The sequence below is a fragment of the Corynebacterium sp. EPI-003-04-2554_SCH2473622 genome, from assembly GCF_001665955.1.
Classification (GTDB): Bacteria; Actinomycetota; Actinomycetes; order Mycobacteriales; family Mycobacteriaceae; genus Corynebacterium; species Corynebacterium pseudodiphtheriticum.
In genome coordinates, this window is record NZ_LZMN01000075.1 from 21,563 (window position 1) to 44,884 (window position 23,322).

Below are 23,322 nucleotides of genomic sequence, written 5' to 3' on the forward strand. Positions count from 1 at the left end.
AGGGGTTAGGCTGGTATGTGATCTACTAGCGATGCAGACCACATACCAGCCTAACCCGCAGTTAGGAAGCGCCTGTGAAGGGCTAATAATTGGTTGGGAAAGTTGTCTGGTGGGGTTATGAGGCGACGATGATGATGTCTAAACGCCGCGGTCCATGGACGCCTTCGACGCGCTCAAGCTCAATATCTGATGTCGCTGACGGGCCGGAGATCATGGTGATGGGCTGGGTACTTTCAATAGCTTCGAGTGCCTGCGGCACCAAATCCACAACGTCCTTTTCGAAGACGACGCACACATGGTGGTCCGGGACCAATGTGATCGCGCGCCGGCCTTCGTTTGGTTGTGCAGATAGGAATATGGTTCCGGTATCTGCACAGGCGACGGTGGAACCAGTAAGAACTGCATCGATGGAATCGAGGTCAGAGATGGTTAGGGGTTGGTCATCGAGATCCCAAATGAAGTCACGATCCGGTAACCATTTTTCATAAAGCCCGGATGGGATCACACAGCTGCGCTCTTCCAACAGAGCGCCGATGCGTTCTGGCAAGGAGTCTAGGTTTTCACGGTAGACGTTGGCTTTGTAGTCTTCCAAGCGGTCAATCAGTACGTCAACGACTTCCGCTCCGGTTCGTCCGCCGACACGTCGGTATTCACGCGGCACGGCGGGTGGGGTGGGGTGGTCGCTCAATGAATTGCGCAGGCGTGCGAAGATCTCTGTCTTCGCGTCATCGTATTGGTATTTCTGGTCCATTAGGAATCCGCCTTTGTAGTGTTTCCGCGGTTTTTCGCCCACCAATGACGGAAGGCTTGCTTCGGGGGTTTCGGAATATCGCGTTGTGAGGTCCATGCGCCCGCGATGCCTGGTAGCCAACCGATGGTTCCGGAACGGCCGGCGACAATCCGGCTCAGCGGCAATCCGCGCTCTACGAGCTTCATAACTTGACCCGACCCCATGACAAAGCTAGCGGCTTTCATCAGCGCGGCCATCTGTGAAGGCCCAGATTGTTCGTCTACAGCCTTGGAACGCAAATGCACCAAGATGTCAGGAATATTGATTTTCACAGGGCAGACGTCGTAGCAGGCGTTGCACAGGGAAGAAGCGAAAGGCAGGGTCGCGTTTTGTTCTGAAGTGATACCGGTGAGCTGTGGTGACAGGATGGCGCCAATAGGTCCTGGATAGACCGAGCCATAGGAGTGGCCGCCGGCTTGCTCGTAAACAGGGCAGACGTTCAAACAAGCAGAACAACGGATGCAGTGCAGCGCAGAACGGCCATCTTCGTCGTCTAATACCGCGGAGCGACCATTGTCTAGCAACACTACATGCACGTTTTTGGGCCCGTCGCCCTCAAATGCGCCGGTCCACAAAGAGGTGTACGGGTTCATGCGTTCTCCGGTGGAAGAACGGGGAAGCAATTGTAAAAAGACTTCGAGGTCGGAGAACGTCGGGATGAGTTTTTCGATACCCATCACGGTGATGAGAGTTTCCGGCAGGCTTAGGCACATGCGACCATTGCCTTCGGATTCTACGACAGACAGCGTCCCGGTATCGGCGACACCGAAGTTGGCGCCAGAGACCGCGACCTTGCGTGATAGGAAGCGTGTGCGCAGGTGACGACGGGCAGCTTCAGCTAGCACGGCTGGCTCAGAGGTGAGGTCATCGCCGGCTTCTGGCATAGTCTTTTTGAAAATCTCGCGAATCTCATCGCGGTTGCGGTGGATTGCAGGAACCAGAATGTGCGAAGGTTTGTCCTCGCCAAGCTGCACGATCAGTTCAGCTAAGTCGGTTTCTGTAGCGGTGATTCCTTGTTCTTCCAAGTACTCATCCAGGCCGATTTCCTGGGTAGCCATGGATTTGATCTTGTTTACTTCGGTTTCACCGGTCTCACGAATGAGCTCCGTGACTATTTTATTTGCTTCCTTAGCATCCCGTGCCCAGTGCACGTGGCCGCCCGCTGCTTCGAAGTTATGCGCAAACTGCTCCAGCAGTTCCGGAAGGTTCGCCATGACGTTGGATTTGATCGCGGAACCGGCGTTGCGCAGCTGTTCCCAATCTGGAACTTCGCCGACGACGTTATTGCGTTTGGCGCGAATCGCGTGGGTGGCATGGTGAATGTTTTTGCGCATCTGCTTGTTTTGCATTTGCTGCTTAGCAGAGGCCGGGAATGGGGTGGATAGGTTGATGTTGCCCTGGCCATAGGCGGGCATTCCCAAAGCGACGGTGCTCATTATTTCGCCTCCTGCGGGATGGAAAGTTCGTCGGCAGTTTCTGGATTCCACGGATTTTCGCGGGTAGATGCCAGAATTTCCGCTAAGTGCAGCGTGCGAGTCTTCGAACCTTGGCGGTGCAAGATGCCACCGAGGTGCATAAGGCAAGATGCGTCGCCGCCGGTGCACATTTCCGCGCCAGTGGACTCGATATTGCGTACTTTTTGTTCACCCATGGCACCGGAAACACCGGGGTCTTTAATGGAGAATGTACCTCCGAAGCCGCAGCATTCTTCTTTATCCGGTAGCTCTACCATGTTGATGCCGCCGACGGTTTCGAGCAGGTCGGGTTGGCGGGTGCCCAAGCGTAGTAGGCGCATGCCGTGGCAAGACGGGTGGTAAGTCACGGTGTGCGGGAAATAGGAGCCGAGTTGTTCGGCAGCGTTGGTGATGCCTTCGATATCGCGTAGGAACTGCGAGAGCTCGTAAGTGTTACCGGCGATTTCGCTAGCGTGCTTCGCGAGTTTCGGGTCACCATTTTTCTGCGCAACCATGGGCTGTTGGTGCCGCAGGGAGGCTACGCAGGAACCGGATGGAGCCACGGCGACGTCGTAGTCTGCCTTGCTGAACGCAGAGACGTGGTTACGGACCACGGGCAGAGCGTCTTTGAGATAGCCACTATTGACGTGCATCTGGGAGCAGCATGCTTGGCCTTCGGGGAAAATAACCTCGTGGCCGAGTCGTTCCAAGATGTTTGCCGTCGCTAGTGCCACTCGCGGATACATCGCGTCGACGATGCAAGTAGCAAATAATGCAATTTTCATGGGAATTGTCCTTAGTGACGCAGTGACGCAAAAATAAGATCGTATAAAATTATCGGACCGCCGGGGCGATTTCTGCAAAACTGCTGGTCTGGTCTAGAGCGCTGCGATGGTGCGCATGTAATTACACGGTGCCATAACAACGTCTCGGTGGCATAATAGAGTTATTGCTAAAAAAGTCACACAGGTAATGCTTAGTAAGCAGGAAGGTCGGGGTTACAGACACCATGATGCTCGCGGTGCTTATATTGGCGTTTCTTGCTTTCCTGGGGCTCGTATTGTTTTTGTCGACGGGCGCGGCTGGCTGGTTGACATTGCTGTTTGGGGGAGCCGGTGTGGCGTTGGTGCTGTTGCTTGTCGACGTTGTCCGTAAAAAATAGTAGGCTTAGTTTTCGTTGCTATGATCCGGCCATCACCGGGGAGCTTTCCGGAAGAACGGCGCTTGTTTTTCTTATAGAAGATACGGGCGCTCATTAGAACCGGGCCACAAGGTGAAACCTTCACCACAATGAAGTGGGAAGCGTAGTTGGTGTTGATCAGCTCCGCCTCCAAGCAGGGTGGTACCGCGCTATCAGCGTCCCTGCGTCGCGAACATTCGTGTGTGAAGGAGATTAACCGTGGCTGCGAGAAACCAGGATGCAAAAGGCCGAGCTGTAGAGAGCCAGACAGAGGCAATTCCTGCTAATGACCACACCGCTGTCGGTAGCGTCTACCCGAAGGTCGACATGACCGATGGCACTAATAGTTTCCCGGCGATGGAATCCATCGTTCAGGATTATTGGAATAAGGACCAGACTTTCCAGGCTTCGCTGGACCAGCGTAAAGACGCTCCGGAATATATTTTTTATGATGGTCCTCCGTTTGCCAATGGTCTACCGCATTACGGGCACCTGCTCACCGGCTATGTGAAAGATATCGTCCCGCGGTACCGCACCATGGCTGGTAACTATGTCCCTCGCGTTTTTGGCTGGGATTGCCATGGCTTGCCTGCCGAGCTGGAAGCTGAAAAACAGTTGGGCATTAACCAGCGCCATGAGGTTGAGGAAATGGGGCTGGAGAAGTTCAATGAGGTTTGCGCTACGTCTGTGTTGAAATACGCCGATGAGTGGGAAGCCTACGTTAACCGGCAGGCTCGTTGGGTCGATTTCGAGAACGGCTACAAGACTATGGACATCGAGTTCATGGAATCTGTCATGTGGGCGTTCAAGGAACTGTATGACAAGGGCTTGATTTATCAGGGCTTCCGTGTCTTGCCGTATTCCTGGGCTGAGCACACTTCGTTGTCTAACCAAGAGACACGCTTGGATGATTCTTATAAGGAGCGCCAGGATCCGTCGTTGACGGTTTCTTTCCCGCTGACTGGTGCGCGCTCGGGCTCGGCTGCAGAAAAAACTCTGCAAGAAAACCCGCTCTTCGGCGATGTTGAGGCCGTTGCCTGGACGACGACGCCGTGGACGTTGCCCTCGAACTCGGCGTTAGCGGTAAACCCGAAGGTCACCTACACGGTTGTGCGGGTAGGAGAGAGTGGTGCTGATGGTTTTGCGGGCAAGCTGTTGTTGCTTGCCGACGACCTCCGCGATGCTTATCTCAAGGAGCTGGGCAAAGACCACGAGGTGGTGCTGTCTCTGCCGGGCGCTGACTTGGTGGGCTTCACCTATGAGCCAATCTTTGGCTACTTCCCGGAATTGAAAAACGGCTACCAGATCTTGGCTGCTGATTACGTCACCACCGACGGCGGTACTGGCGTGGTTCACCAAGCGCCTGCTTTTGGTGAAGACGATATGGCTACCTGTCAGGAAGCCGATATTGAGCTGGTTATTCCGGTGGATGCCGATGGTGAATTCACCGCGGATGTCCCGGATTATCAAGGCCAGTTGGTTTTTGATGCCAACAAGAACATCATCCGTGACCTGAAACAGACGGGCCGGGTTCTGCGGCACCAAGTTATTGTCCACTCCTATCCCCACTCTTGGCGTTCTGGCCAACCACTGATTTATCGCGCGATGCCAGCGTGGTTCGTCGCTGTGACCAAGATTCGTGATCGCATGGTGGAGCTGAACCACAACGAGATTGAGTGGATTCCTGAGCATATCCGTGATGGCCAGTTTGGCAAGTGGCTAGAAGGCGCTCGGGACTGGAATATTTCGCGGTCCCGTTACTGGGGTGCGCCGATTCCGGTGTGGATCTCTGACAATGAGGAATACCCGCGTATCGACGTCTACGGTTCGCTGGACGAGTTGGAACGTGATTTTGGTGTGCGTCCTACCTCGCTGCACCGCCCGGATATTGACGAGTTGACGCGTCCGAACCCTGATGACCCAAGTGGTCAGTCCACCATGCGTCGTGTTCCGGACGTGCTGGACTGTTGGTTTGAGTCCGGCTCCATGCCGTTTGCGCAGAAGCATTACCCATTCGAGAACAAGGACTGGTTTGAATCGCACAACCCTGCGGACTTCATCGTTGAGTATTCCGGCCAGACCCGTGGTTGGTTCTATCTGTTGCATGTACTGTCTACGGCGCTGTTTGATCGCCCCGCGTTTAAAAAGGTCGTCGCGCACGGTATCGTGCTGGGCGATGATGGGCTGAAGATGTCGAAGTCCAAGGGCAACTACCCGGACGTTAATGAGGTCTTTGACCGCGACGGCTCGGACGCGATGCGTTGGTTCTTGATGTCTAGCCCGATCCTGCGTGGCGGCAACCTCATTGTCACTGAGCAAGGCATTCGCGACGGTGTGCGGCAGGCAATCTTGCCAATCTGGAATGCGTATACCTTCTTGCAGCTGTATTCCAGCAAGCCAGCGCAGTGGTCGGTGGATTCTACCGATGTGCGGGACCGCTACATCTTGGCTAAGACCCACGATCTTGTCGACGCCGTCGACACGGCATTGGCTAATACCAACATTGCCGATGCCACCGAGGCCGTGCGTGTCTACGCCGATGCGCTGACCAACTGGTATGTGCGCCGTTCTCGTGAACGTTTTTGGGAGGGCGACGAGGCGAACCCGGAAGCTTTCAACACCTTGTACACGGTGTTGGAGATCGTTTCCCGCACGGTAGCCCCGCTTTTGCCGCATGTTGCGGAGGTCATTTACCGCGGTCTGACTGGTGAGCGTTCGGTGCACCTGGCTGATTTCCCGGCTGCCAGTGATCTGCCTGCCGACGACGAGCTGGTGCACGCCATGGACTACACCCGTGCGGTGTGTTCGGCTGCATCGTCGGTACGCAAGGCGAATAAGCTGCGTAACCGTTTGCCATTGCCGAAGCTGCTGGTGGCTATGCCGGAGTCTGCACAACTGGCAGATTTTGCGGACATCATTCGTGATGAGGTGAACGTCAACGAAGTTGAGCTGACAGATGATGTGGATTCGGTGGGTCGTTTCGAGGTCGTTGTCAACGCTAAGGTGGCAGGCCCTCGTTTGGGTAAGGAAGTGCAACGCGCAATCAAGGCTGTGAAATCCGGTAATTACGAGCGCTCAGGCGACCTGGTGCTTGCCGACGGTGTCGAGCTGCGTGAAGGCGAATACACCGAGCGTTTGGTGGCTGCGGATGCGGATTCCACTGCACAGATTGCTGGCCGAGAGGGCTTGGTAGTGCTGGATATGACGGTGACTGAGGAGCTGGAAGCCAAAGGCTGGGCAGCTGATGTGATCCGCGGTATCCAGGATGCGCGTAAGGCGGCTGATTTTGCGGTCAGCGACCGCATCACCGCCACGTTGTCGGTCCCCGCGGACAAAGAAGAGTGGGCGAAGCGCCACCGCGAACACATTGCAACTGAGGTATTGGCAACGGACCTGCAGGTGGTCACCGAGCCACAGGAAGGCGACAATGTCTACCGCGTGCTCGATGGCGTGAGCGTTGCTGTGCAGCTTGTTTAGGTAAACAACGCGACCGCAAACGCTTGCCAAACTGAGATAGCCCTGGTTACCTTCCCGGTAAATTGGGTCTGAGTGCTAGTGGTTTACCGCAGACGGTGAAACTTCCCGGAGCGCCTCATTGAATGAGGCGCTCCGGTTTTGTGTTTTTTGGGGAGGGTGCGCCGGGGTGTCCCATTTTGTGTGGTTGCTTAACTTCTCCGACGGTTCAGTAAACCCCAAGCTTAACGATGGAGTTTTAATGAACTATTCAGATTATTTTTAGCAACAAAAGCACTGGTAGTGACCTTGTTTTGACAACCAAACAAATAACGGACTAGTTTTCTGCGATCGATCAACCAAGTGATTCGATGACAATGCCTTCTGGCAGAAGCCTGGGAATATCTGAGTCCAGTGCTCGCGCTAGCGGAATCGAACTTTGACGATCAGTTTCCGTTTTGTTGTTTACTGTGAAAGGCCCTCTCATGCTTAACAAGCGCATTCTGGCTACAGCTATCTTGTCCCTGTCCATCGTGGCACCCACTGTCTCCACTCTTTCGCCAATTGCCCAGGCAGCGCCGTCGCACCTGGGATGCGGCAAGCAGGTCGTCGAAGACGCAGGTTTCAAGGGGGACGTCTCGATTGTCGTCGCCAAGCATTTGAAGGTCTCGTGTGGGTTGTCGGTCCAGCAAATTGCTCAACTGTCGGATAGCGACTTGACGCAGGTTATCGAAGAATTAGGTATCTCCAAAGCCGGGCTCAACCTAGCTTTGGTGCGAGCTGCAGCCGGCACCATTGACCAAAACACTGATAAGCCAGGAAACGGTGGAGGAACCGGTGACCTGGATCGTAACTACCAGACCGGCGTGAGCGTAGACCGCATCAAAGCTGGGGCCCGGACCGTGACCGGTACGGTGTATCTCCAGGCAGACCAGGACGAGCAGAAAATTAGCGCAGCACTTCCGCGCCGTAACTTTGTCACGGTTACTGCGAAGAAGAAAAACCCGGGCAAAGCTGAATTGGTGAAATTCGAAATCCCGGTTCCGGACGGCCTGCAACTGCGGGAACACCACCAGGTGTTTGTATACACGGGGGAGGGCGCCCCGACACCACAGCGTATACGTAACGGTGGTGCTATGTTGCTGGTGGAAGCGGAAGGCTCAGGTGGCGGGGAAGGTAGCGCGGATGGTGCAGATAATGGTGCACAAACGCAGCAGACACAGATTCTTGTCGACGAGATTGCTGCTGGAGCTCAGACAATAACCGGGAAAGTGAAACTGCCCGAGGGCGTTTCGGAGCAGAAGATTGCAGCCTTCTTCCCTCGGTCGCTGTTTGCGCAGGTGAGTGTGCAGAACGCACAGAAAGATGCGCAGGGTTTTGTGAATTTTGAGATTACGGTGCCGGAGAGCCTGAACCTACAGGAAGGCGAGCAAGTCAAGATCGGACCGGTCGGCAAGTTGGCGGAAGTCCAAACCGTCGTGGTGAAGGCTTAAGTTAAAAATTCGCCAGATTGTCGGAAGGCAAGGCCGTTGGCGGTGTCGGAGCAGCCAGCTAGACACGCTAGCGGTCGAAAACCATATTGGGACGTTAACCCCAGAATTCTCCCACCCTTTTTCAAGCAGTTATTACAAATTTCGGTTAAAGATAAAACCAAATATTTTGTCCCGCCGTTTTCTGAAAGGCCTTTTACTATGCTTAACAAGCGCGTAGTTGTTGCTATCGCGGCCCTGGGGTCGCTCGCTATTCCTTCTGTTTCTACTATTTCGCCTGTTGCGCACGCGCAAGAAATCGCACCGGTTGTTGCCGATGATGCTTCCAAGCAGGTTATTGTTGATCAACCTCGGGTTGGTGATGCGAAGATCACCGGCAAAGTTCTGGTGGCGGATGGGCAAAATACGCAATCCGTTACGGTTTACTTCCCCCAACGTCAGCACAGCGAGCAAGTGCAAGTAACGCGGAAAGGTACCGTGGGAACGGATCTGGTTGCATTTGAATATACTGTTCCGACTTTGCGCCCTCTGCAGGAAGGCGAAACGGTTACCGTTGGTATTTCAGGCAAGACAAATACCTTCCAAACCGTCACTGTGCAAAAAGCTCTCACACCAGAAACGAACCCAGCACCAGTTCCGGAGCCGGGGAATGAGCACAAGCCAGAAGTAGAGCAACCGGCGCCACAACCGCAGGATAAAGAACAGCAGCCGGAGGGCGGGAACAAACCAGGGGAGGGCCAGCAGTCCCCGAGGCCGGAAGATGGCAAAAAACCGGAGGGCGAGCAAAAACCGGAGGGCGAGGCGAAGCCAGAAGGCGAGCAGCAAGTCCCGAATCCTGAAACAGAGAAGAAACCAGAGGCTGATGAACAAAAGCCTGCTGGAGATGCTGAAGACACGAAACCTGGCGATAAGGATAAACAGCCAGGAGGCAAAGAACAGCAGCCGGAAAAACCGGGAAGGTCCGAGAACAAGCCGGCAGATCCTAAGACTCCTGAAAACGAAGGCATGAAGCCTGGCGAAAACCAGCCAGAAGGTCAAAAGCCTAGTGAAGAAAAGAAACCAGAGGCTCCGAAGGCACCAGAAAAGAAACCAGAGAGTCCAAAACTTCCTGGTGAAGGTGATAAAAAACCAGAGATTGATAAAGGTGCGTTGCAGGGAAGCTCGAATATTGGTGACTTCTTCAAGACCCTCGCAGCCATCGGTGGAGTAGTTGGAGTTGTGTCTGGCGTCATTAAGCTATTCACCCAAGGTTTCAGTGATGCACACTTCCTACAACCACTGCGTGGTTTCCTTGCGCAGTTCAACATCAAGATTTAACTTGCGGTCCGCGATTCTCCTGAAAGGAATTCTGCATGAACAACCAGCGTGTATTCGCAGCGGCATTAGTTTCAGTTTCTCTCGCTATTCCGGCGGTGGCTTCGCTGGCTACTGAAGCACAAGCGCAACCTGTGGCGTCCGTACAGAACGAGGCATCTGATGCGACGAAGCAGGTCATTGTTAATCCGGTGAAAGTCGGCGACACGAAGCTCACCGGCAAGGTATTGCTGGAGGCGGGACGTAAATCGCAGTACGTTTCTATTCTGTTTAACGACCGCGCCCACCAACAGACAGTGCTTGCTTCCCGCCAAGAAGCTTTTGGCTCGGATCTCGTATCGTTCGAGTACGCCATCCCAACGCTGTATCAGCTGCGTGTGGGCGAGACCATTACGGTGGGCATCGCCGGTAAGCCGGAGACATTCCAACAAATTCGGGTCGGAGAGGCTGATGCGCCCGCGCCGGGTGGTGCACCCGAGAAGATGCCAGATCACAAACCGGGTACTGAAGATGGCCGCAGGCCAGCCCCAGGCCAGAGTCCTGAGGATGCCAAACCGGACGAGGCCCCAAAGCCTCCGCAGCGCCCAGGCATGGGCAACGGAGGATTGTTGAGTTCTAGTTCATCGAACCTGTTTAGTTAAAGCGCAGGGTGGGGCTGGGACCACTGAACTAAAATCCTGGGCAGGCTTGTATAGAGCGTAATTCCGTAAGACCGGAGCAAACCGAGTAAGCATGATTATTCATCGTGCGACCGGTTTGCTCCGGTCTTCTCGTATCTGAGGCAGAAAATATGAAAAATCAGAATTGGGCTGAGTTTTGGCAGCTGCTTTCGAGTTCTGAACAGTGCCACTGCAATGGCTCGTGTCCTAAGTCTCAAATTGTATAGAAACAAGGTTCGAAAAATCGCGATATTTCACCGATGGTGATGTTGGTCCCTTGCGGCGTTGTGGCAGGGTTGACAATATTTCGATGTCTTAGATGGATTTTTGTGGTCCAGGTTATTCCCAGGAATATGTTGATCTGTCATTATTCAAATCTGCAGTTGAACGTACTTTTTTGGGAAAATCTCAGCCGTTTCCAGGATTTCTTATGGAATAAATTAAAGTTATTGCAATGTTTCTACCCCCGTTAGTGGTTAGCTAATGTGTGGGTGATATATAAGCCTGCTCTATAGATCCAGCTAGTTAGGTGCCAGTTATGGAGGAGTTAAATAGAAAATTTTTTCGGCAAGCTGTGAGTTAACAAAAACTTATTACTTGAATAGAATAGGCTTCATGAACGCGACACAGACGACAAAGGCTACAAGCCGGAAGCATGTTCCGGTTAAGCCTGTAAAACAAGGCAAAGCCGTCCTGATTCTCGCCATTGGTACCGCCCTGTTGGCCTTCACCCCAATCTGGGTCAAGGCTTCCAATATGGACCCGGCAACTCAGGCATTCCTGCGTGTGTCCATCGGTTTCCTAGCTCTGCTGCCGATTGGTCTCCGCGAAATCAAAAATAAAGGTTCGTTGCCGCGGAAGGGCATCATCATGTCCGTTGTGGCGGGCCTGTTCCTGGGTGTGGACTTCACCGCATGGAACTACTCAATTTTCTACGTTGGTGCCGGTATTGCAGCAATTCTGCTGAACCTTCAGGTCATCATCGTTCCGATGCTGACAGCGATCTTCGATAAGTACAAGATCCCACCGGTGTTCCTGATTCTGGTGCCGATCATGATCGTCGGTGTTGCGTTGACCGGTGGCGTCTTCGAGCCATCAGAATCCACAGGCCCATCCTCAATCTATGGCGTTAGTACCCCATTGTTGGGAACCCTGCTTGGCTTGACCTCCGGTATCTGCTACTCGTTCTACCTGTACTTCTCGCGTAAAGCTGGTACTACCGCTCCTCGTAAGGACCTGTATGTACAGCCAATGATGTACACCGCGGCCGCGCAGATGGTTGCTCCGTTCGTCTGGGCTCACACTGGTTCTTCTCGCGGTGGATTCGACTTCACTCATGGTGTGCTTGTCGACGGCCAGCTGCCTCTGGAAAACCCAGAAACCGCTTTGGGCGATCCACTGACCGCGACCAACTGGCTGATGCTGCTGATGCTGGCCACCCTTGGTCAAGCTGTTGCTTGGACGTTCGTTCAGTGGGGTTCGGTCTGGCTGGATCCAACTCTGTCCGCTGGTATCCTGCTGCTCTCGCCAGTGTCCTCGGTTGTCATTGCCTGGCCACTGTTCGGTGAAGTTCCATCCGCCTTGCAGTTCCTCGGTATCTTGATGATCCTCGGAACGGTGATGTATCAGAATGGGCTGTTCGATAAATTCATAGGCAAGAAGAATAAACCGCCGAAAGGTAAGGCAGGTAAAGATGATCCAAATGAGCTTGTCGACATCGGTATGGGCGGAAAAGGCCTGAAGGATGAGCCTGAGCCGGTGAAAGATCCGGGCGAAGGCCCGTGGCGACCAGCTTAACCACACACTCAGTGGCGCCGAAGGAGGCTGTTACCCTCGGCGCCCTCGACCATATCCGGTCTCAATACCTTAATCACTAACTAGTTCTTGGAGGAAATCAATGCACTTGACAGAGCGTGAACAAGACAAACTGATGATTGTCGTCGCAGGCGACCTAGCTCGCCGACGTAAAGAACGCGGTCTCAAGCTGAATCGACCAGAAGCAGTCGCCTATATCACCGCCGAACTACTCGAGGGTGCACGCGACGGTAAATCCGTAGCGGACCTGATGAGTGAAGGTGTCACCTACCTCAGCCGCGAAGATGTCATGGAAGGCGTCCCGGAAATGATTTCCGATGTGCAGGTTGAAGCGACCTTCCGCGACGGAACCAAACTGGTCACCGTGCACCGCCCAATCCGCTAGACCATCGGCCCCGAACTGATTGCATAACTACAAAGGAGAAAAACCTTGATTCCTGGTGAATTCTTTATCTCAGAAGATGGTCCCATCACATTGAATGAAGGCCGTGAGGCGATAACTCTGGAAGTCACCAACTCCGGTGACCGTCCCGTCCAGGTTGGCTCGCACTTCCACTTCGCTGAAGCCAATGCAGAGCTGGACTTCGACCGTGAGGCTGCCCATGGTAAGCGCCTCGATATTCCGGCAGGAACCGCAATCCGTCTAGAACCCGGCGATTCCCGCACTGTTAACCTGATCGATTTCGCAGGCGACCGTGAGATTCACGGCTTCAACGGCAAAGTCAACGGCAAGCTCGACTAGTCCCAAACTCTCGTCGCAATACCTAAAACACCCAGCTAGAGGAGTAATACACCATGTCTTTTCAGATGGATCGACGCCAATATATTGAGCTTCATGGCCCAACGACAGGCGACGGCATTCGTCTCGCCGATACCAACCTTATCGCCCGTGTGGAAAAAGATTTCACTAAATACGGCGAGGAAGTATCCTTCGGCGGCGGCAAGGTAATTCGCGATGGTATGGGGCAGAACTCGCGCATGCGCGGTAACGATATGGTTCCGGACCTCGTCATTACCAACGGAACGGTCATTGACCACACAGGCATCTTCACCGCTGATATCGCGATAAAAGACGGCAAGATCATGAAGATCGGCAACGCCGGTAACCCAGACATCATGGATGATGTCGACGTCATGATCGGTGTGGGCACCGAAGTTATTGGCGGTGAAGGAAAGATCATCACCGCTGGTGCTATTGACACCCACGTGCACTTCATCTCACCAGAGCAGGTAGAAGCAGCTCTCGACAACGGCACCACCACGCTGATTGGCGGCGGAACCGGCCCGGTCGATTCCACGAACGCAACCACGGTTACCGCTGGCGCCGACAACATCACCCACATGATTCGTGCGACGGAAAACTTCTCCGTCAACGTGGGTTTCTTGGGTAAAGGCCACGCTTCGGATGCTAACCCGCTGCGTGAGCAAATCAAGGCCGGAGCCATTGGCCTGAAGATTCACGAGGACTGGGGCGCTACTGCCAACACCATCGACCAGGCACTCACGGTCGCCGATGAGATGGATATCCAAGTCGCTATCCATACAGACACTCTGAACGAAGGTGGCTTTGCCGATAACACCATCGCTGCTTTCAAGGACCGCGTAATCCATACTTTCCACACGGAAGGTGCTGGCGGTGGGCACGCCCCAGACATCTTGAAGGTCGCTGGCCTGGATAACGTTTTGCCTGCGTCTACCAACCCGACACTGCCTTATACCGTCAACACGATGGATGAGCACCTGGACATGATCATGGTGTGTCACCACTTGAACCCAGATCTTCCAGAAGACGTTGCGTTCGCTGATTCGCGTATCCGCAAAGAAACGATTGCCGCAGAAGACGTTTTGCATGACCGCGGAATTTTGTCCATCACGTCCTCTGACTCGCAGGCAATGGGCCGCGTCGGCGAAGTCGTTTTGCGTACCTGGCAGGTCGCACACCGTATGAAGGAACAATTTGGTTCTTTGGCTGGCGACTCGGAAAACAACGATAACGAGCGCATCAAGCGTTACATCGCGAAGTACACGATCAACCCAGCTATTGCTTCTGGTATCTCGCACTCCGTTGGATCGGTAGAAGAAGGCAAACTGGCGGACCTCGTCATCTGGGATCCGAAGAACTTTGGCGTGAAGCCAAGCATGGTTCTGAAGTCTGGCTACGTAGTACGTTCGATCATGGGTGATGCTAACGCGTCTATCCCGACTCCACAGCCTCGCACCATGCGCTATTCCTACGGTGCTTTGGGCCATGCATCACGCCGTAACTCGGTCACCTTCTTGTCGACGGCTGCCATGGAAGCTGGCGTGCCAGAAACATTGCGCATTGCTCGTCGTTTCGTCGAAGCCAAGAATATGCGCGAGATTTCGAAGAAGGACATGCGCCTGAACGACGCTACGCCAGAGATTAAGGTGGATCCAGAGACCTACGAGTTGTCCGTCGATGGTGAAATCATCACTGCAGAGCCAGCAACGGAACTGCCGATGACGCAGCGTTACTTCTTGTTCTAATCACAACAGGCCCCTGTTTTCAGCCCGACTACTGCAAGAAAGGTAGATATGATTATCACCGAAATTCCCGGGAACCTGGAGAATTTGCCAGATGGTGGCTCTGAGCGCACCATCGACTGGGTGGAATTCGACAACGAAACCCGCTTGAAGCGTGTACAGCGCGCTCGCGCTAATTCCGGTGCAGAAGTTGCCCTGCGTTTTTCCAGTGACTTCACGGAGCTGAAAGACGGGGACGTTCTTTACGACGACGGCGAGAAGCTGTTCGTCGTCAAGATCAAGCCGACTGATGTTTTGGTTATCACGCCAGCATCTGTGCAAGAAGCACTGCGAGTTGCACATACCCTCGGGAATCGTCACCTACAGGCACAGTTCTTCGGTACTGATAGCCAGTTCGGTGCCGAGGTGATGGTGGTGCGCTACGACCATACGGTTGAGCATCACCTGGACCATGTCGGTGTGTCCTACGAGCGCACCGAACACGTAATGCCGGAGGCGTTCCGCCATGCCGAACACACCCACTAAGGCCGTGAACTCTGCTGATATAAGCAACCGTGGCTATGCACAACTAGTGCTGTGGCACCTGACTGACTCCGCGTTACCCACCGGTGGCTTTGCCCACTCTGCGGGTATGGAGGTCTCGGTGCAATCCGGTGAGATCGATTCCCCGGACACCTACGGAAGGTGGCTCCACGGCTATCTGCGACAGGCAAGCTATTCTGAAGCTCTCGCTGTCCGCTTCGCTGTCGAACTGCAGCAAGCTGACCTCAGCGTCGAAGAGAAGCAAGAACAATTGCATTCTCTAGATCAGTTGGTGCATGCCTGTCAGACCCCCAAGCAGGTCCGTACTTCGATGAACTCGATGGGCAAGCGGATGTCCCGAGTCGCTGCAATCATCGCCCCGGAGGACGCGCTGGTATCGCACTATAAAAAGAGCCTCACCGACCGCAGCTTGCACGGAAATCCAGGGATCGCCGCGGGGCTCGTCCTTGGTTCCGTTGGGGTCGGCGCGCGGGAAGCTGTCACCGCCTACCTCATGCAGATGGCGAATTCAATGACGCAAAACGCGATCCGTGCTATCCCATTGGGACAAGATGCGGGCCAGCGCGTGCTTGTACAGGCGTACCCAGCGATCACGCAGGCTGCGGAAATGACGATGGAGCATGACGTCAGCGATCTTGGGGTCGTGGCACCACGTCTCGAGGTTGCGCAGATGGCTCACGAGAGCTTGATCTCTCGAATGTTCATGTCCTAGATCTCTAACTAATCTGCTGCCGAGAAGCGGTGTAGCGTGTAGCGCTACACCAGTAGTACACAAACGAAAGGAACTTGTTCCGTGAGCATTATTAAAATCGGAGTTGGTGGCCCAGTTGGTTCGGGTAAAACCGCGCTAATCGAACGCATTACCCGCGCCCTGGACGGCGAAGTGTCTATGGCTGCGATCACCAACGATATTTACACGACGGAAGATGCAAAGATCCTCGCCCGCGATGGCCTGCTACCTGTAGATCGCATCATTGGTGTGGAGACCGGTGGTTGCCCACATACCGCAATTCGTGAAGACACCTCCATGAACGAAGATGCCATCGAAGAACTTATGAACCGTCACTCGGATCTAGAGTTGGTGTTCGTGGAATCCGGCGGAGATAATCTCTCTGCGACGTTCTCGCCAGAACTGGTCGATTTCTCGATCTACATTATTGACGTGGCGCAAGGTGAGAAGATTCCTCGCAAGGCTGGCCAGGGCATGATTAAATCCGACATGTTCGTGATCAACAAGACTGACTTGGCCCCACACGTGGGCGCTGATCTGCAAGTGATGACGGATGATTCCAAGGTCTTCCGTGGCGATAAACCATTTGTCCTGACGAACCTCAAATCTGACGAAGGCCTGGACAAGCTCGTCGAATGGATTCGCCATGACGTGTTGATGCAGGATCTGGCTGATTAGTATGTGGAAGCTCCCGCAAGACCGTTTTTTGCATGATCCGCCACGCAAAGAAATGGGCGAGCTGGAACTCGGCATAGCCTTAAGCGATGGCAAATCAGTAGCAACCAAGCAATACCACACCCGGGCTCTGAAAGTGATCCGCCCGCATTACCTAGATGATTCCGGGCAGGTTTACTACATCATCGTGAACCCGGGTGGAGGATATGTCGGTGGTGATGCGTACCGCATCGCTCTGGACGTCGACAAGAATGCGTCTATGTTGATCACCGATCAGTCGGCGGCGAAGGTGTACCGCACACCTGATGAGTATGTGGTACAAAATATGTCCTTCTCCGTTGCAGAAGGCGCGGTATTGGAATACATTCCGGATCAGCTTATTCTGTACCGGGACGCGGATTTCCGCCAGCACATCACTGCTAAAGTGCACCCCACCGGCAGTTTGTTCATGTCGGATATCGTTACCCCTGGATGGTCGCCTGACGGGGGACAATTCCAGTACACCCAGGCACATCTGCGTAATGTCGTGGAAATTGACGGCGAGACCGCTCTGATCGATAACCTCCGGCTATGTCCGCAGGAAACAGAGTTTGACGAAAATCTCGATTTTGCCATGGGCGGGCGAACCCACGTTGCGACCGCCATTTGCTTCGACCCTGCCGTTGACGATGATTTATTGGCTGCCGTTCGTAAAGTGGTGGCAGAACATGCCGACGCGGACGACTCCATGGAAGCAGCGATCACCGCCACTGAACGCCCGGGCTTTGTTTTGCGTGCAATCGGCAAACGAACAGAAGAGCTCTTGTCATTGGTTCTGGCGGTTGCTGGGGTAGTTCGCGCTACCCGCGGCCAAGGCCCGATTAATCTGCGTCAGTACTAGTTGCTTGCTGAGCAGTGATCGCGAGGTCTTGCGCCAGCGATCGGTGCCCAGCAGTTTTCATGGGCGGGGTTAGCCTTCGTGCTCGCTGCCCATGAAATGCAGTAGCTTATGTGCATTTTCATCTTTGATCGCATAAAACATTGAACGTCCCTCGCGTCTGTAGGCGACTGTGCCGTTGAGCTCCATGGCGCGTAGTGCGGCAGAGCAGGTAGCTACGCGCACTCCTGTGGTTTCCGCAAGCTCGCTGACGGTGAGAACATACGGTCCTGCGAAATGCAGGGCCGTTAGTATTTTCAAGCGCGTGATATCCCCGAGAATGCGGAAAGTTGTGCACCAGTTTTCGGCGCGCTCCAGGTTGTTTTCGAGTTCGGACATACCTGCTCCTGAGAATGTTTTGCGTACTCCATATTTCAGCTTAGCGCTAACTGCAGATAATTTCTTATTCAATTGAATGGTTGATAGATTAAACCTGTGAAAACCGGTCATTCTGAAGCTCGGCTCGCTTCACAAGAAGAAGTGCAACGTGAGAATGCTGAACCTGACAGTACTAGCAGCATAGGTAGTGCCGACTCAGACGTTCTCGGCTTCAGTGCACAGGCTCGCCGCACCACGCTTTGGTCGATCCTGCTCGTGCTCCTGCTTATCGTTGTCTTTGCTTCCGGCATAATTATTGGTCCGACACCAATTAGTCTGTCAGATGTGCGCATTGCCTTAGCGCACAATATTTTCGGCGCGGAAGCACCCGCCTCCGCATCTTCCGCGAATGCCGTTATTTGGGACATTCGTATTCCGCGTCTGATTTTGGGGGCAGCAGTAGGGGCGGGTCTCGCCGTCGCAGGTGCGATCTTACAGGCGGTGGTGCGAAACGCTCTGGCAGACCCATATATTTTGGGTATTAACTCTGGTGCCAGTACCGGTGCAGCGCTGGCCATCCTCTTTGGTGTAGGCGCAGGCTTCGGTGAATACGCGTTGCAGGGCGCCGCCTTCATCGGCGCGCTCGCAGCGTCGGCCGTGATGTTCTTCATTGCGCGATCAGCGGGTAGGTTGACCTCCGTGCGACTTCTCATGGCAGGTATCGCCGTAGGCTATGCCTTGTCTGCTGTGACCTCATTTTTAATTTTCGCCTCCGATTCCGCGGAAGGCTCTCGCTCTGTGATGTTCTGGCTGCTCGGTTCCCTGGGCCTTGGCCGCTGGGGGCTGCTGTTGCTGGTGAGCGTGCTCGTCGTGGTGGCTGTGACAATCGTTTTCTGGTCCATGGGGCGCCGCATTGATGCCTTGACCGTTGGCGACGACGCAGCATTGACTATGGGCGTAAATCCAGACCGCATGCGCGTCATCCTGGTGGTGTTGACCTGTATTCTCGTCGGCTCTGTCGTGGCCATGGCTGGCTCGATTGGTTTTGTCGGTTTGGTGATTCCGCACGCTGCCCGCCGTTTGGTCGGTGGTTCACACCGCCACATGATTCCGGTCGCCGCATTACTGGGCGCTAGTTTGCTGATCGCCGCGGATATTGGGGCGCGCACGCTGCTGGCACCGCAAGAAATCCCCATCGGCATCTTGACCTCCCTGGTCGGCGCACCATTTTTGATTTTGCTGGTTCGCCGGATGGGAGTTTTAAAATGATTACTGCTGAGAACGTTTCTTATCAGGAGATCATCAAGGATATTTCCTTCGAAATTCCCGACCACGGTGTTGTCGGCCTAGTGGGGCCGAATGGTTCGGGCAAAACCACGCTGCTGCGCACGCTATTTGGTGCGCTGCAACCGACCGAAGGCAGGGTGCTCCTGAATGGGGCACCTCTGGCCTCGATGCGGGCGCGCAAAATCGCTCACGAGCTTTCCGTGGTGGCGCAAGACAGTGGGGAACCACCGCAAATGACCGTCGCGGAGGTAGTTCGTTTAGGCCTACTGCCGCATAAAGATAATTCTGACGACGGCATCATCGCTGCTTTAAAAAGCGTCGGTATGTTGCACAAAGCACAAGCGCCTTTGACGCATCTTTCCGGCGGTGAGCGGCAGCGTGTGATGATTGCCCGCGCCTTTATTCAGGACGCCTCGCATATCTTGCTCGACGAGCCGACGAACCACTTGGATATTCACTACCAGTTGGAGGTCTTCAAACTGATCAAGGACTACCGCGCCAATGCCACGGTCGTGTTGCATGACCTGAACATGGCGCTGGAGTACTGCGATTGGATCCACTTGCTGGAAGAAGGCCGGCTGGTGGAATCAGGACCACCCGGTGACGTTCTCGTCCCAGAAATCCTCGAGCCCATTTATAACGTTCGCGTGGTGCGCACAGAGCACCACTTACACTTCGAAAGGTTAGAAAAATGAAAAAACTAGCGCAAAAGAAATTCGCCCCGCTTCTGATTGCACCACTGATTCTGGCTGGCTGCAGCAGCGCAGAAACTGAGGACACCGCGATCTCGTTGCAAAACTGCGGACGCACCGTCACTCTGGATGCTCCGCCAGAGCGCGTCGTTTTGCAAGGGCCCACTTCAGTACCAACTTTGCAACGCCTGGGCGTGCTTGACCGGGTTGTAGCAAAGGCCGGTGAATATCCGGAAGAGTACTTTGACGACGAGACTAATGCGGCACTGGAGAAAATCCCGTCGCTGACTAGTCGCATGGATTCAAGCGGCCATCTGGAGCTGTCGAAAGAATCCATCATGGCCGAAGAACCAGACCTGATCATTGGCCAGAGTGAGACCGTGAACCCAGAAACCACCATCGAGACTGCACTCGTGCAAGAGCCAGGCTTCTGTGGTGAGGTGAAGAACGCGTCCTTCGACGATGTGTATGATCACATCGACCTGTACGGTACGCTGTTTGCCAAGGAAGACGAAGCCCAGAAAATCAAAGACGAGGTTGCTGCGGATCTGGAGAAGATCGGCTCGGACGCCGGAAAAGGCAAGACCGTGGCTGTGCTGTATCCAGGCATTGAAGGTGCAAGCACCTATGCTTATGGCAAGGACTCCATGTCTAACCCAATCGTCGAAGCAATGGGACTGGAAAACGTCTTCGGTGATGTCGATGATCGTGTCTTTGAAATCAGTGCAGAACAGCTGGTAGCAAAGAATCCGGATATCATCCTGCTGCTGCACTCCGGCCAGGATGGCGTGAAAGAGGCCGTCACCAGCTTGGCTGGTGCAGAAACCGTCACCGCCGTGAAAGAAGACAAGATCCTGCCGATGCTACTGGCTTTCGCTGAGCCACCATCACCACTGGCTATTGATGGTGTTGAACAGTTGCAGAAATTTTTGTCTGAAAACTAGCCCAACGCAAACTAGCTCAATGCTAGCCGCGTACCTGATCGGCGGCCTGGGCGGCAGTGATCAGCCCCAGTGGCACGCGCACCATTTCATCGGTACCCACATTATAAGAGCGTGAGATAAGCCCCGTAATCAGGTAGCTGCCGTCTGGCTGCGGTATAAGCCACGGATCGGCCACCGCGACTTCCGCCAGGGTAAAACGTGCGGTGGTGATCACGGTGCCTTTGTATTTGCGCACGCCATCGCCGTTTTCTGCGGCCGCATCTCGGGTGAATGCCATGCGGTGTGCATCCAGCTTGGTTGCTCCATTCTTGGCGTTCACCCCACCCTTGGTGATCTCCGCGAAACGAAAGGCCAGGTCGGCGTCGAGAAGAAGATCAGGCTGGGGTGGTGCAGGGGTGTTTGCGCCAGGTTCGGGTGAGTAATTCAGCGGAATATAAAACTCCTCGGCCGCATTGATAGAACCTGCGCCGGGGTAGACGTATACACCCCAATTATCACCAGGCGTGGTTTCGGGCGGATCCACCACGATGCGGGCGGTGAAAGAGCCGTCAGCATTCATTCGCTGCTCCTGCCTTGCGATGGAACGGCGCATGTCAATGGCTCCGGCAGGAATACTGTCCAAGGTGCCTTCTGGCATGACCCACGCCATGCGATCGTGTGGGTGGGTGCGGGTAGATGGATCTGCGCCCTCGCTGGGTTTCCAGTGTGCGGGGAAGGCTCCGTATAAGGCGTAGAGGCCATTGGGCACACCCGGCGGGACAGGGAGGGGAAAGCCACCTTGGTTAGCCTTGGGGGAGAATCCGATGCCATGCACGAGCAGCACGTCGCCGCGGTGGACGGTCGCGCCTTCGACGAGGGTGCCGTCTTCGAAAGTCACGGAAATCTGTGGATTTTCAGTAATTTTCGGGAAAATAGGTAGGTCGTCCGGAATCACCGGTGTGGCGGCGTGGGCGCTGGGAGTGATTCCGAGAGTATCGGGAGTCAGCGTGCTAGCTGCAAGGGCGAGGGTGAGCACGGCGGCGGAAAGTGATGCTGTGCGGGATCGGAGGCGAGCGTTCATATTATTCAGCGTAGTTCACTAGCAGGATTGCCAAACTTTATTTGTTTATGCTTTGTATCCCCCGGGTGAAATTGTGTTCGCGTGGCTTATGGCCTTTGGGAGTTATTCGCAGTTGCGTTTTCTAAGCTGCGCAAACTCCAGAATTAGAAGTGTCTCTGCACACGTGGATAAGTACCGGCGGAGGGCGGCAGCTAAGGTCAATCGGCCTCGCTGGCATCGTTGTTTGCCGGGGAAACGTCTATTCCAATGAACTATCTCAGCGTTTTATGGCTATCACACAGCATATTTGTAATGGTGAGAAACCTTGCTATTAACCGGTGTGGTTCCTTTTCATTGAACGTCTGAAGTTGCCGAACCGATCGCTCAAGGCGAATCACACGGTTTTTGGTGATGCTGAGCCGGTCCCGCTGGTGACTAATGATGCGTCTGGCCATATCTTGTTCGGTTGGGATAGACGGCCACTGAAACCGCTTGATGCAAGTAATCTCGATGTTAAGCGCGTTGGCACCAAGTTGGAGATCGTACCGGCCATCTATGGGGTTCCGAAAAAGATGGGAAGACGGTATTTCCGAAGACGTGGATTCAACAAGATGTTATTAACGCAGTCCATGCTGCGATTGAACAGCCTGAACTGTACCGCATCCAGAATGCTGATAATCCCAGAAATATACAAAAACGCGCAGTGCGAAAGGAAATCGATGGTGTTCTCGTTCAAGTCGCATGGGTAGTAGAGAATGGAGAAGCAATCTTAAAAACTGCCTATCCAGTTTGCGGAGAAGGGGTGATGGAGGTGCACAATGATAAGCTAGTGGAACCTACAAGTCCGTTTAACGAAGACAAATTTTTCTTAAAGGGTAGGCAATAGGAATGGCACCATCAATTTATGGCATCAATGCTGAAGATGCAGCCGATGAGGTCGATGGCGCGTTAAGAAGATTGTGGGAAGAGTTCTTGACCGATTACCTACAAGAATTTCAGACGCCAGATGCGATTGACACTAACAGCGGCGGAGAATTCGATCTATCGTTTGAATATGCCATTGACGCACTTATTGCTGAAGACATCATAATCAGCGAACAGTGGCTTGACGTGCTCGAAGTAGCGATTTATCTAGACCCCTGGGATCGTGAACAGTTTGCCGAATACGCCAAGCGTGTCCGCGCGCACCACGCTAAGGCAAGCGCCTAGCCACTAATCCACCACCAACCCGGCTCGATCATCATCGCGGGTTAAGTAGCAGGAAGTGTGTCTGTTTTTCAGGATAACTGCTGATAGGAATATGAAAATCGGGTCTGAATAACGGTCTGTACATTATTCACGCCCATTTTTGTTCAATACCCCGGAACAGCACCTACATGTGCTAGCAGGTTGCTGATGTGGTCATGCAGTGACTACCAACAGACCACAATGCCCTATATGCTGAAGTGTCCCAGGTTTTGTTCCGTCTGAGTAGATGGGAAAATTTGGACCATGCCCAAAAAATTTGACCAGGATGCC

Annotated in this window: 22 protein-coding genes and 1 pseudogene; 18 read left to right on the forward strand and 5 right to left on the reverse strand. The window is 54.1% G+C overall.

The genetic code is table 11. From position 1 onward, the window contains the following. Positions 1 to 115 precede the first annotated feature (115 nt). From A5774_RS08670 to A5774_RS08680, 3 genes are read right to left on the reverse strand one after another with little or no spacing between them, the layout of a single operon-like run. The gene (locus A5774_RS08670) at positions 116 to 751 is read right to left on the reverse strand and encodes an LUD domain-containing protein (protein WP_064834396.1); all 636 of its coding nucleotides are present in this window, start codon (positions 749 to 751) and stop codon (positions 116 to 118) included. Then, positions 751 to 2,226 carry a LutB/LldF family L-lactate oxidation iron-sulfur protein gene (locus A5774_RS08675; RefSeq protein ID WP_023019229.1) on the reverse strand — a complete coding sequence of 492 codons (1,476 nt, stop codon included), beginning with the start codon at positions 2,224 to 2,226 and terminating at the stop codon, positions 751 to 753. Before A5774_RS08675 ends, A5774_RS08670 begins: the two co-directional genes overlap by 1 nt. Beyond that, entirely contained in the window at positions 2,226 to 3,029 is an 804-nt protein-coding gene (locus tag A5774_RS08680; protein WP_021352257.1) for a (Fe-S)-binding protein, read from the reverse strand. The genes A5774_RS08675 and A5774_RS08680 overlap by 1 nt, the downstream gene beginning before the upstream one ends. A gap of 224 nt (positions 3,030 to 3,253) precedes the next feature. Here A5774_RS08680 and A5774_RS11355 point away from each other — a divergent pair, with 224 nt between their 5' ends. The 13 genes from A5774_RS11355 to A5774_RS08740 all read left to right on the forward strand — a co-directional run bounded on the left by A5774_RS11355 (position 3,254) and on the right by A5774_RS08740 (position 17,488). Next, complete coding sequence (locus A5774_RS11355) at positions 3,254 to 3,406, forward strand: hypothetical protein (RefSeq protein WP_021352258.1); 153 nt, start codon at positions 3,254 to 3,256, stop codon at positions 3,404 to 3,406. A 345-nt stretch (positions 3,407 to 3,751) separates the two neighbouring features. Then, the gene (gene ileS / locus A5774_RS08685) at positions 3,752 to 6,901 is read left to right on the forward strand and encodes an isoleucine--tRNA ligase (protein ID WP_064834417.1); all 3,150 of its coding nucleotides are present in this window, start codon (positions 3,752 to 3,754) and stop codon (positions 6,899 to 6,901) included. 461 nt (positions 6,902 to 7,362) lie between these two features. Beyond that, positions 7,363 to 8,370 (forward strand): hypothetical protein, encoded by a 1,008-nt coding sequence (locus tag A5774_RS08690; protein ID WP_064834398.1) that lies wholly within the window; start codon positions 7,363 to 7,365, stop codon positions 8,368 to 8,370. A gap of 198 nt (positions 8,371 to 8,568) precedes the next feature. Then, the gene (locus tag A5774_RS08695) at positions 8,569 to 9,684 is read left to right on the forward strand and encodes a hypothetical protein (protein ID WP_064834399.1); all 1,116 of its coding nucleotides are present in this window, start codon (positions 8,569 to 8,571) and stop codon (positions 9,682 to 9,684) included. Positions 9,685 to 9,719: 35 nt separating this feature from the next. Beyond that, positions 9,720 to 10,322 carry a hypothetical protein gene (locus A5774_RS08700; RefSeq protein ID WP_064834400.1) on the forward strand — a complete coding sequence of 201 codons (603 nt, stop codon included), beginning with the start codon at positions 9,720 to 9,722 and terminating at the stop codon, positions 10,320 to 10,322. Between the two features lie 633 nt (positions 10,323 to 10,955). Then, complete coding sequence (locus tag A5774_RS08705; protein ID WP_064834402.1) at positions 10,956 to 12,137, forward strand: DMT family transporter; 1,182 nt, start codon at positions 10,956 to 10,958, stop codon at positions 12,135 to 12,137. A 100-nt stretch (positions 12,138 to 12,237) separates the two neighbouring features. Further along, the gene (locus A5774_RS08710) at positions 12,238 to 12,540 is read left to right on the forward strand and encodes an urease subunit gamma (protein WP_021352264.1); all 303 of its coding nucleotides are present in this window, start codon (positions 12,238 to 12,240) and stop codon (positions 12,538 to 12,540) included. A 45-nt stretch (positions 12,541 to 12,585) separates the two neighbouring features. Next, entirely contained in the window at positions 12,586 to 12,897 is a 312-nt protein-coding gene (locus tag A5774_RS08715; RefSeq protein WP_021352265.1) for an urease subunit beta, read from the forward strand. 53 nt (positions 12,898 to 12,950) lie between these two features. Further along, complete coding sequence (ureC, locus tag A5774_RS08720) at positions 12,951 to 14,663, forward strand: urease subunit alpha (protein WP_021352266.1); 1,713 nt, start codon at positions 12,951 to 12,953, stop codon at positions 14,661 to 14,663. 48 nt (positions 14,664 to 14,711) lie between these two features. After that, on the forward strand, positions 14,712 to 15,185 hold the full coding sequence (gene ureE / locus A5774_RS08725) for an urease accessory protein UreE (protein WP_023019234.1): 474 nt from the start codon (positions 14,712 to 14,714) through the stop codon (positions 15,183 to 15,185). Beyond that, positions 15,166 to 15,915, forward strand: coding sequence for an urease accessory protein UreF (locus A5774_RS08730; protein WP_021352268.1), 750 nt, complete (start codon positions 15,166 to 15,168; stop codon positions 15,913 to 15,915). The genes ureE and A5774_RS08730 overlap by 20 nt, the downstream gene beginning before the upstream one ends. Positions 15,916 to 15,996: 81 nt before the next feature. Further along, a complete protein-coding gene (ureG, locus tag A5774_RS08735) occupies positions 15,997 to 16,611 on the forward strand; it encodes an urease accessory protein UreG (protein WP_021352269.1) in 615 nt (204 codons plus the stop codon). Between the two features lies 1 nt (position 16,612). After that, a complete protein-coding gene (locus A5774_RS08740; RefSeq protein ID WP_064834404.1) occupies positions 16,613 to 17,488 on the forward strand; it encodes an urease accessory protein UreD in 876 nt (291 codons plus the stop codon). A 69-nt stretch (positions 17,489 to 17,557) separates the two neighbouring features. On the opposite strand, the gene A5774_RS08745 is transcribed toward A5774_RS08740, so the two are convergent. Next, positions 17,558 to 17,863 carry a helix-turn-helix transcriptional regulator gene (locus tag A5774_RS08745; protein WP_064834406.1) on the reverse strand — a complete coding sequence of 102 codons (306 nt, stop codon included), beginning with the start codon at positions 17,861 to 17,863 and terminating at the stop codon, positions 17,558 to 17,560. Between the two features lie 180 nt (positions 17,864 to 18,043). Here A5774_RS08745 and A5774_RS08750 point away from each other — a divergent pair, with 180 nt between their 5' ends. From A5774_RS08750 to A5774_RS08760, 3 genes are read left to right on the forward strand one after another with little or no spacing between them, the layout of a single operon-like run. Beyond that, positions 18,044 to 19,111, forward strand: a complete 1,068-nt coding sequence (locus A5774_RS08750) for an iron ABC transporter permease (protein WP_064834419.1) — start codon at positions 18,044 to 18,046, stop codon at positions 19,109 to 19,111. Next, positions 19,108 to 19,824: an ABC transporter ATP-binding protein gene (locus A5774_RS08755; protein ID WP_064834408.1), complete on the forward strand. Its 717-nt coding sequence runs from the start codon at positions 19,108 to 19,110 to the stop codon at positions 19,822 to 19,824. The genes A5774_RS08750 and A5774_RS08755 overlap by 4 nt, the downstream gene beginning before the upstream one ends. Further along, positions 19,821 to 20,765 carry an ABC transporter substrate-binding protein gene (locus A5774_RS08760; RefSeq protein WP_064834410.1) on the forward strand — a complete coding sequence of 315 codons (945 nt, stop codon included), beginning with the start codon at positions 19,821 to 19,823 and terminating at the stop codon, positions 20,763 to 20,765. The genes A5774_RS08755 and A5774_RS08760 overlap by 4 nt, the downstream gene beginning before the upstream one ends. Before the next feature lie 22 nt (positions 20,766 to 20,787). Here the strand turns inward: A5774_RS08760 and A5774_RS08765 are convergent, their stop codons facing one another. After that, positions 20,788 to 21,825: an HtaA protein gene (locus A5774_RS08765; RefSeq protein WP_231892401.1), complete on the reverse strand. Its 1,038-nt coding sequence runs from the start codon at positions 21,823 to 21,825 to the stop codon at positions 20,788 to 20,790. Positions 21,826 to 22,372: 547 nt separating this feature from the next. On the opposite strand from A5774_RS08765, the pseudogene A5774_RS12025 reads away from it, so the two are divergent. Beyond that, a pseudogene (locus tag A5774_RS12025) lies at positions 22,373 to 22,690 on the forward strand (EndoU domain-containing protein); the annotation flags it as partial. 2 nt (positions 22,691 to 22,692) lie between these two features. After that, positions 22,693 to 23,013, forward strand: a complete 321-nt coding sequence (locus A5774_RS08775; RefSeq protein ID WP_064834414.1) for a hypothetical protein — start codon at positions 22,693 to 22,695, stop codon at positions 23,011 to 23,013. The last annotated feature ends 309 nt before the right edge of the window (positions 23,014 to 23,322 follow it).

Coding starts and splice junctions, on each gene's coding strand:
- A5774_RS08670 (WP_064834396.1), bottom strand. CDS start 751: ATGGACCAGAAATACCAATACGATGACGCGAAGACAGAGATCTTCGCA.
- A5774_RS08675 (WP_023019229.1), bottom strand. CDS start 2,226: ATGAGCACCGTCGCTTTGGGAATGCCCGCCTATGGCCAGGGCAACATC.
- A5774_RS08680 (WP_021352257.1), bottom strand. CDS start 3,029: ATGAAAATTGCATTATTTGCTACTTGCATCGTCGACGCGATGTATCCG.
- A5774_RS11355 (WP_021352258.1), top strand. CDS start 3,254: ATGATGCTCGCGGTGCTTATATTGGCGTTTCTTGCTTTCCTGGGGCTC.
- ileS (WP_064834417.1), top strand. CDS start 3,752: ATGACCGATGGCACTAATAGTTTCCCGGCGATGGAATCCATCGTTCAG.
- A5774_RS08690 (WP_064834398.1), top strand. CDS start 7,363: ATGCTTAACAAGCGCATTCTGGCTACAGCTATCTTGTCCCTGTCCATC.
- A5774_RS08695 (WP_064834399.1), top strand. CDS start 8,569: ATGCTTAACAAGCGCGTAGTTGTTGCTATCGCGGCCCTGGGGTCGCTC.
- A5774_RS08700 (WP_064834400.1), top strand. CDS start 9,720: ATGAACAACCAGCGTGTATTCGCAGCGGCATTAGTTTCAGTTTCTCTC.
- A5774_RS08705 (WP_064834402.1), top strand. CDS start 10,956: ATGAACGCGACACAGACGACAAAGGCTACAAGCCGGAAGCATGTTCCG.
- A5774_RS08710 (WP_021352264.1), top strand. CDS start 12,238: ATGCACTTGACAGAGCGTGAACAAGACAAACTGATGATTGTCGTCGCA.
- ureC (WP_021352266.1), top strand. CDS start 12,951: ATGTCTTTTCAGATGGATCGACGCCAATATATTGAGCTTCATGGCCCA.
- ureE (WP_023019234.1), top strand. CDS start 14,712: ATGATTATCACCGAAATTCCCGGGAACCTGGAGAATTTGCCAGATGGT.
- A5774_RS08730 (WP_021352268.1), top strand. CDS start 15,166: ATGCCGAACACACCCACTAAGGCCGTGAACTCTGCTGATATAAGCAAC.
- A5774_RS08740 (WP_064834404.1), top strand. CDS start 16,613: ATGTGGAAGCTCCCGCAAGACCGTTTTTTGCATGATCCGCCACGCAAA.
- A5774_RS08745 (WP_064834406.1), bottom strand. CDS start 17,863: ATGTCCGAACTCGAAAACAACCTGGAGCGCGCCGAAAACTGGTGCACA.
- A5774_RS08755 (WP_064834408.1), top strand. CDS start 19,108: ATGATTACTGCTGAGAACGTTTCTTATCAGGAGATCATCAAGGATATT.
- A5774_RS08760 (WP_064834410.1), top strand. CDS start 19,821: ATGAAAAAACTAGCGCAAAAGAAATTCGCCCCGCTTCTGATTGCACCA.
- A5774_RS08765 (WP_231892401.1), bottom strand. CDS start 21,825: ATGAACGCTCGCCTCCGATCCCGCACAGCATCACTTTCCGCCGCCGTG.
- A5774_RS08775 (WP_064834414.1), top strand. CDS start 22,693: ATGGCACCATCAATTTATGGCATCAATGCTGAAGATGCAGCCGATGAG.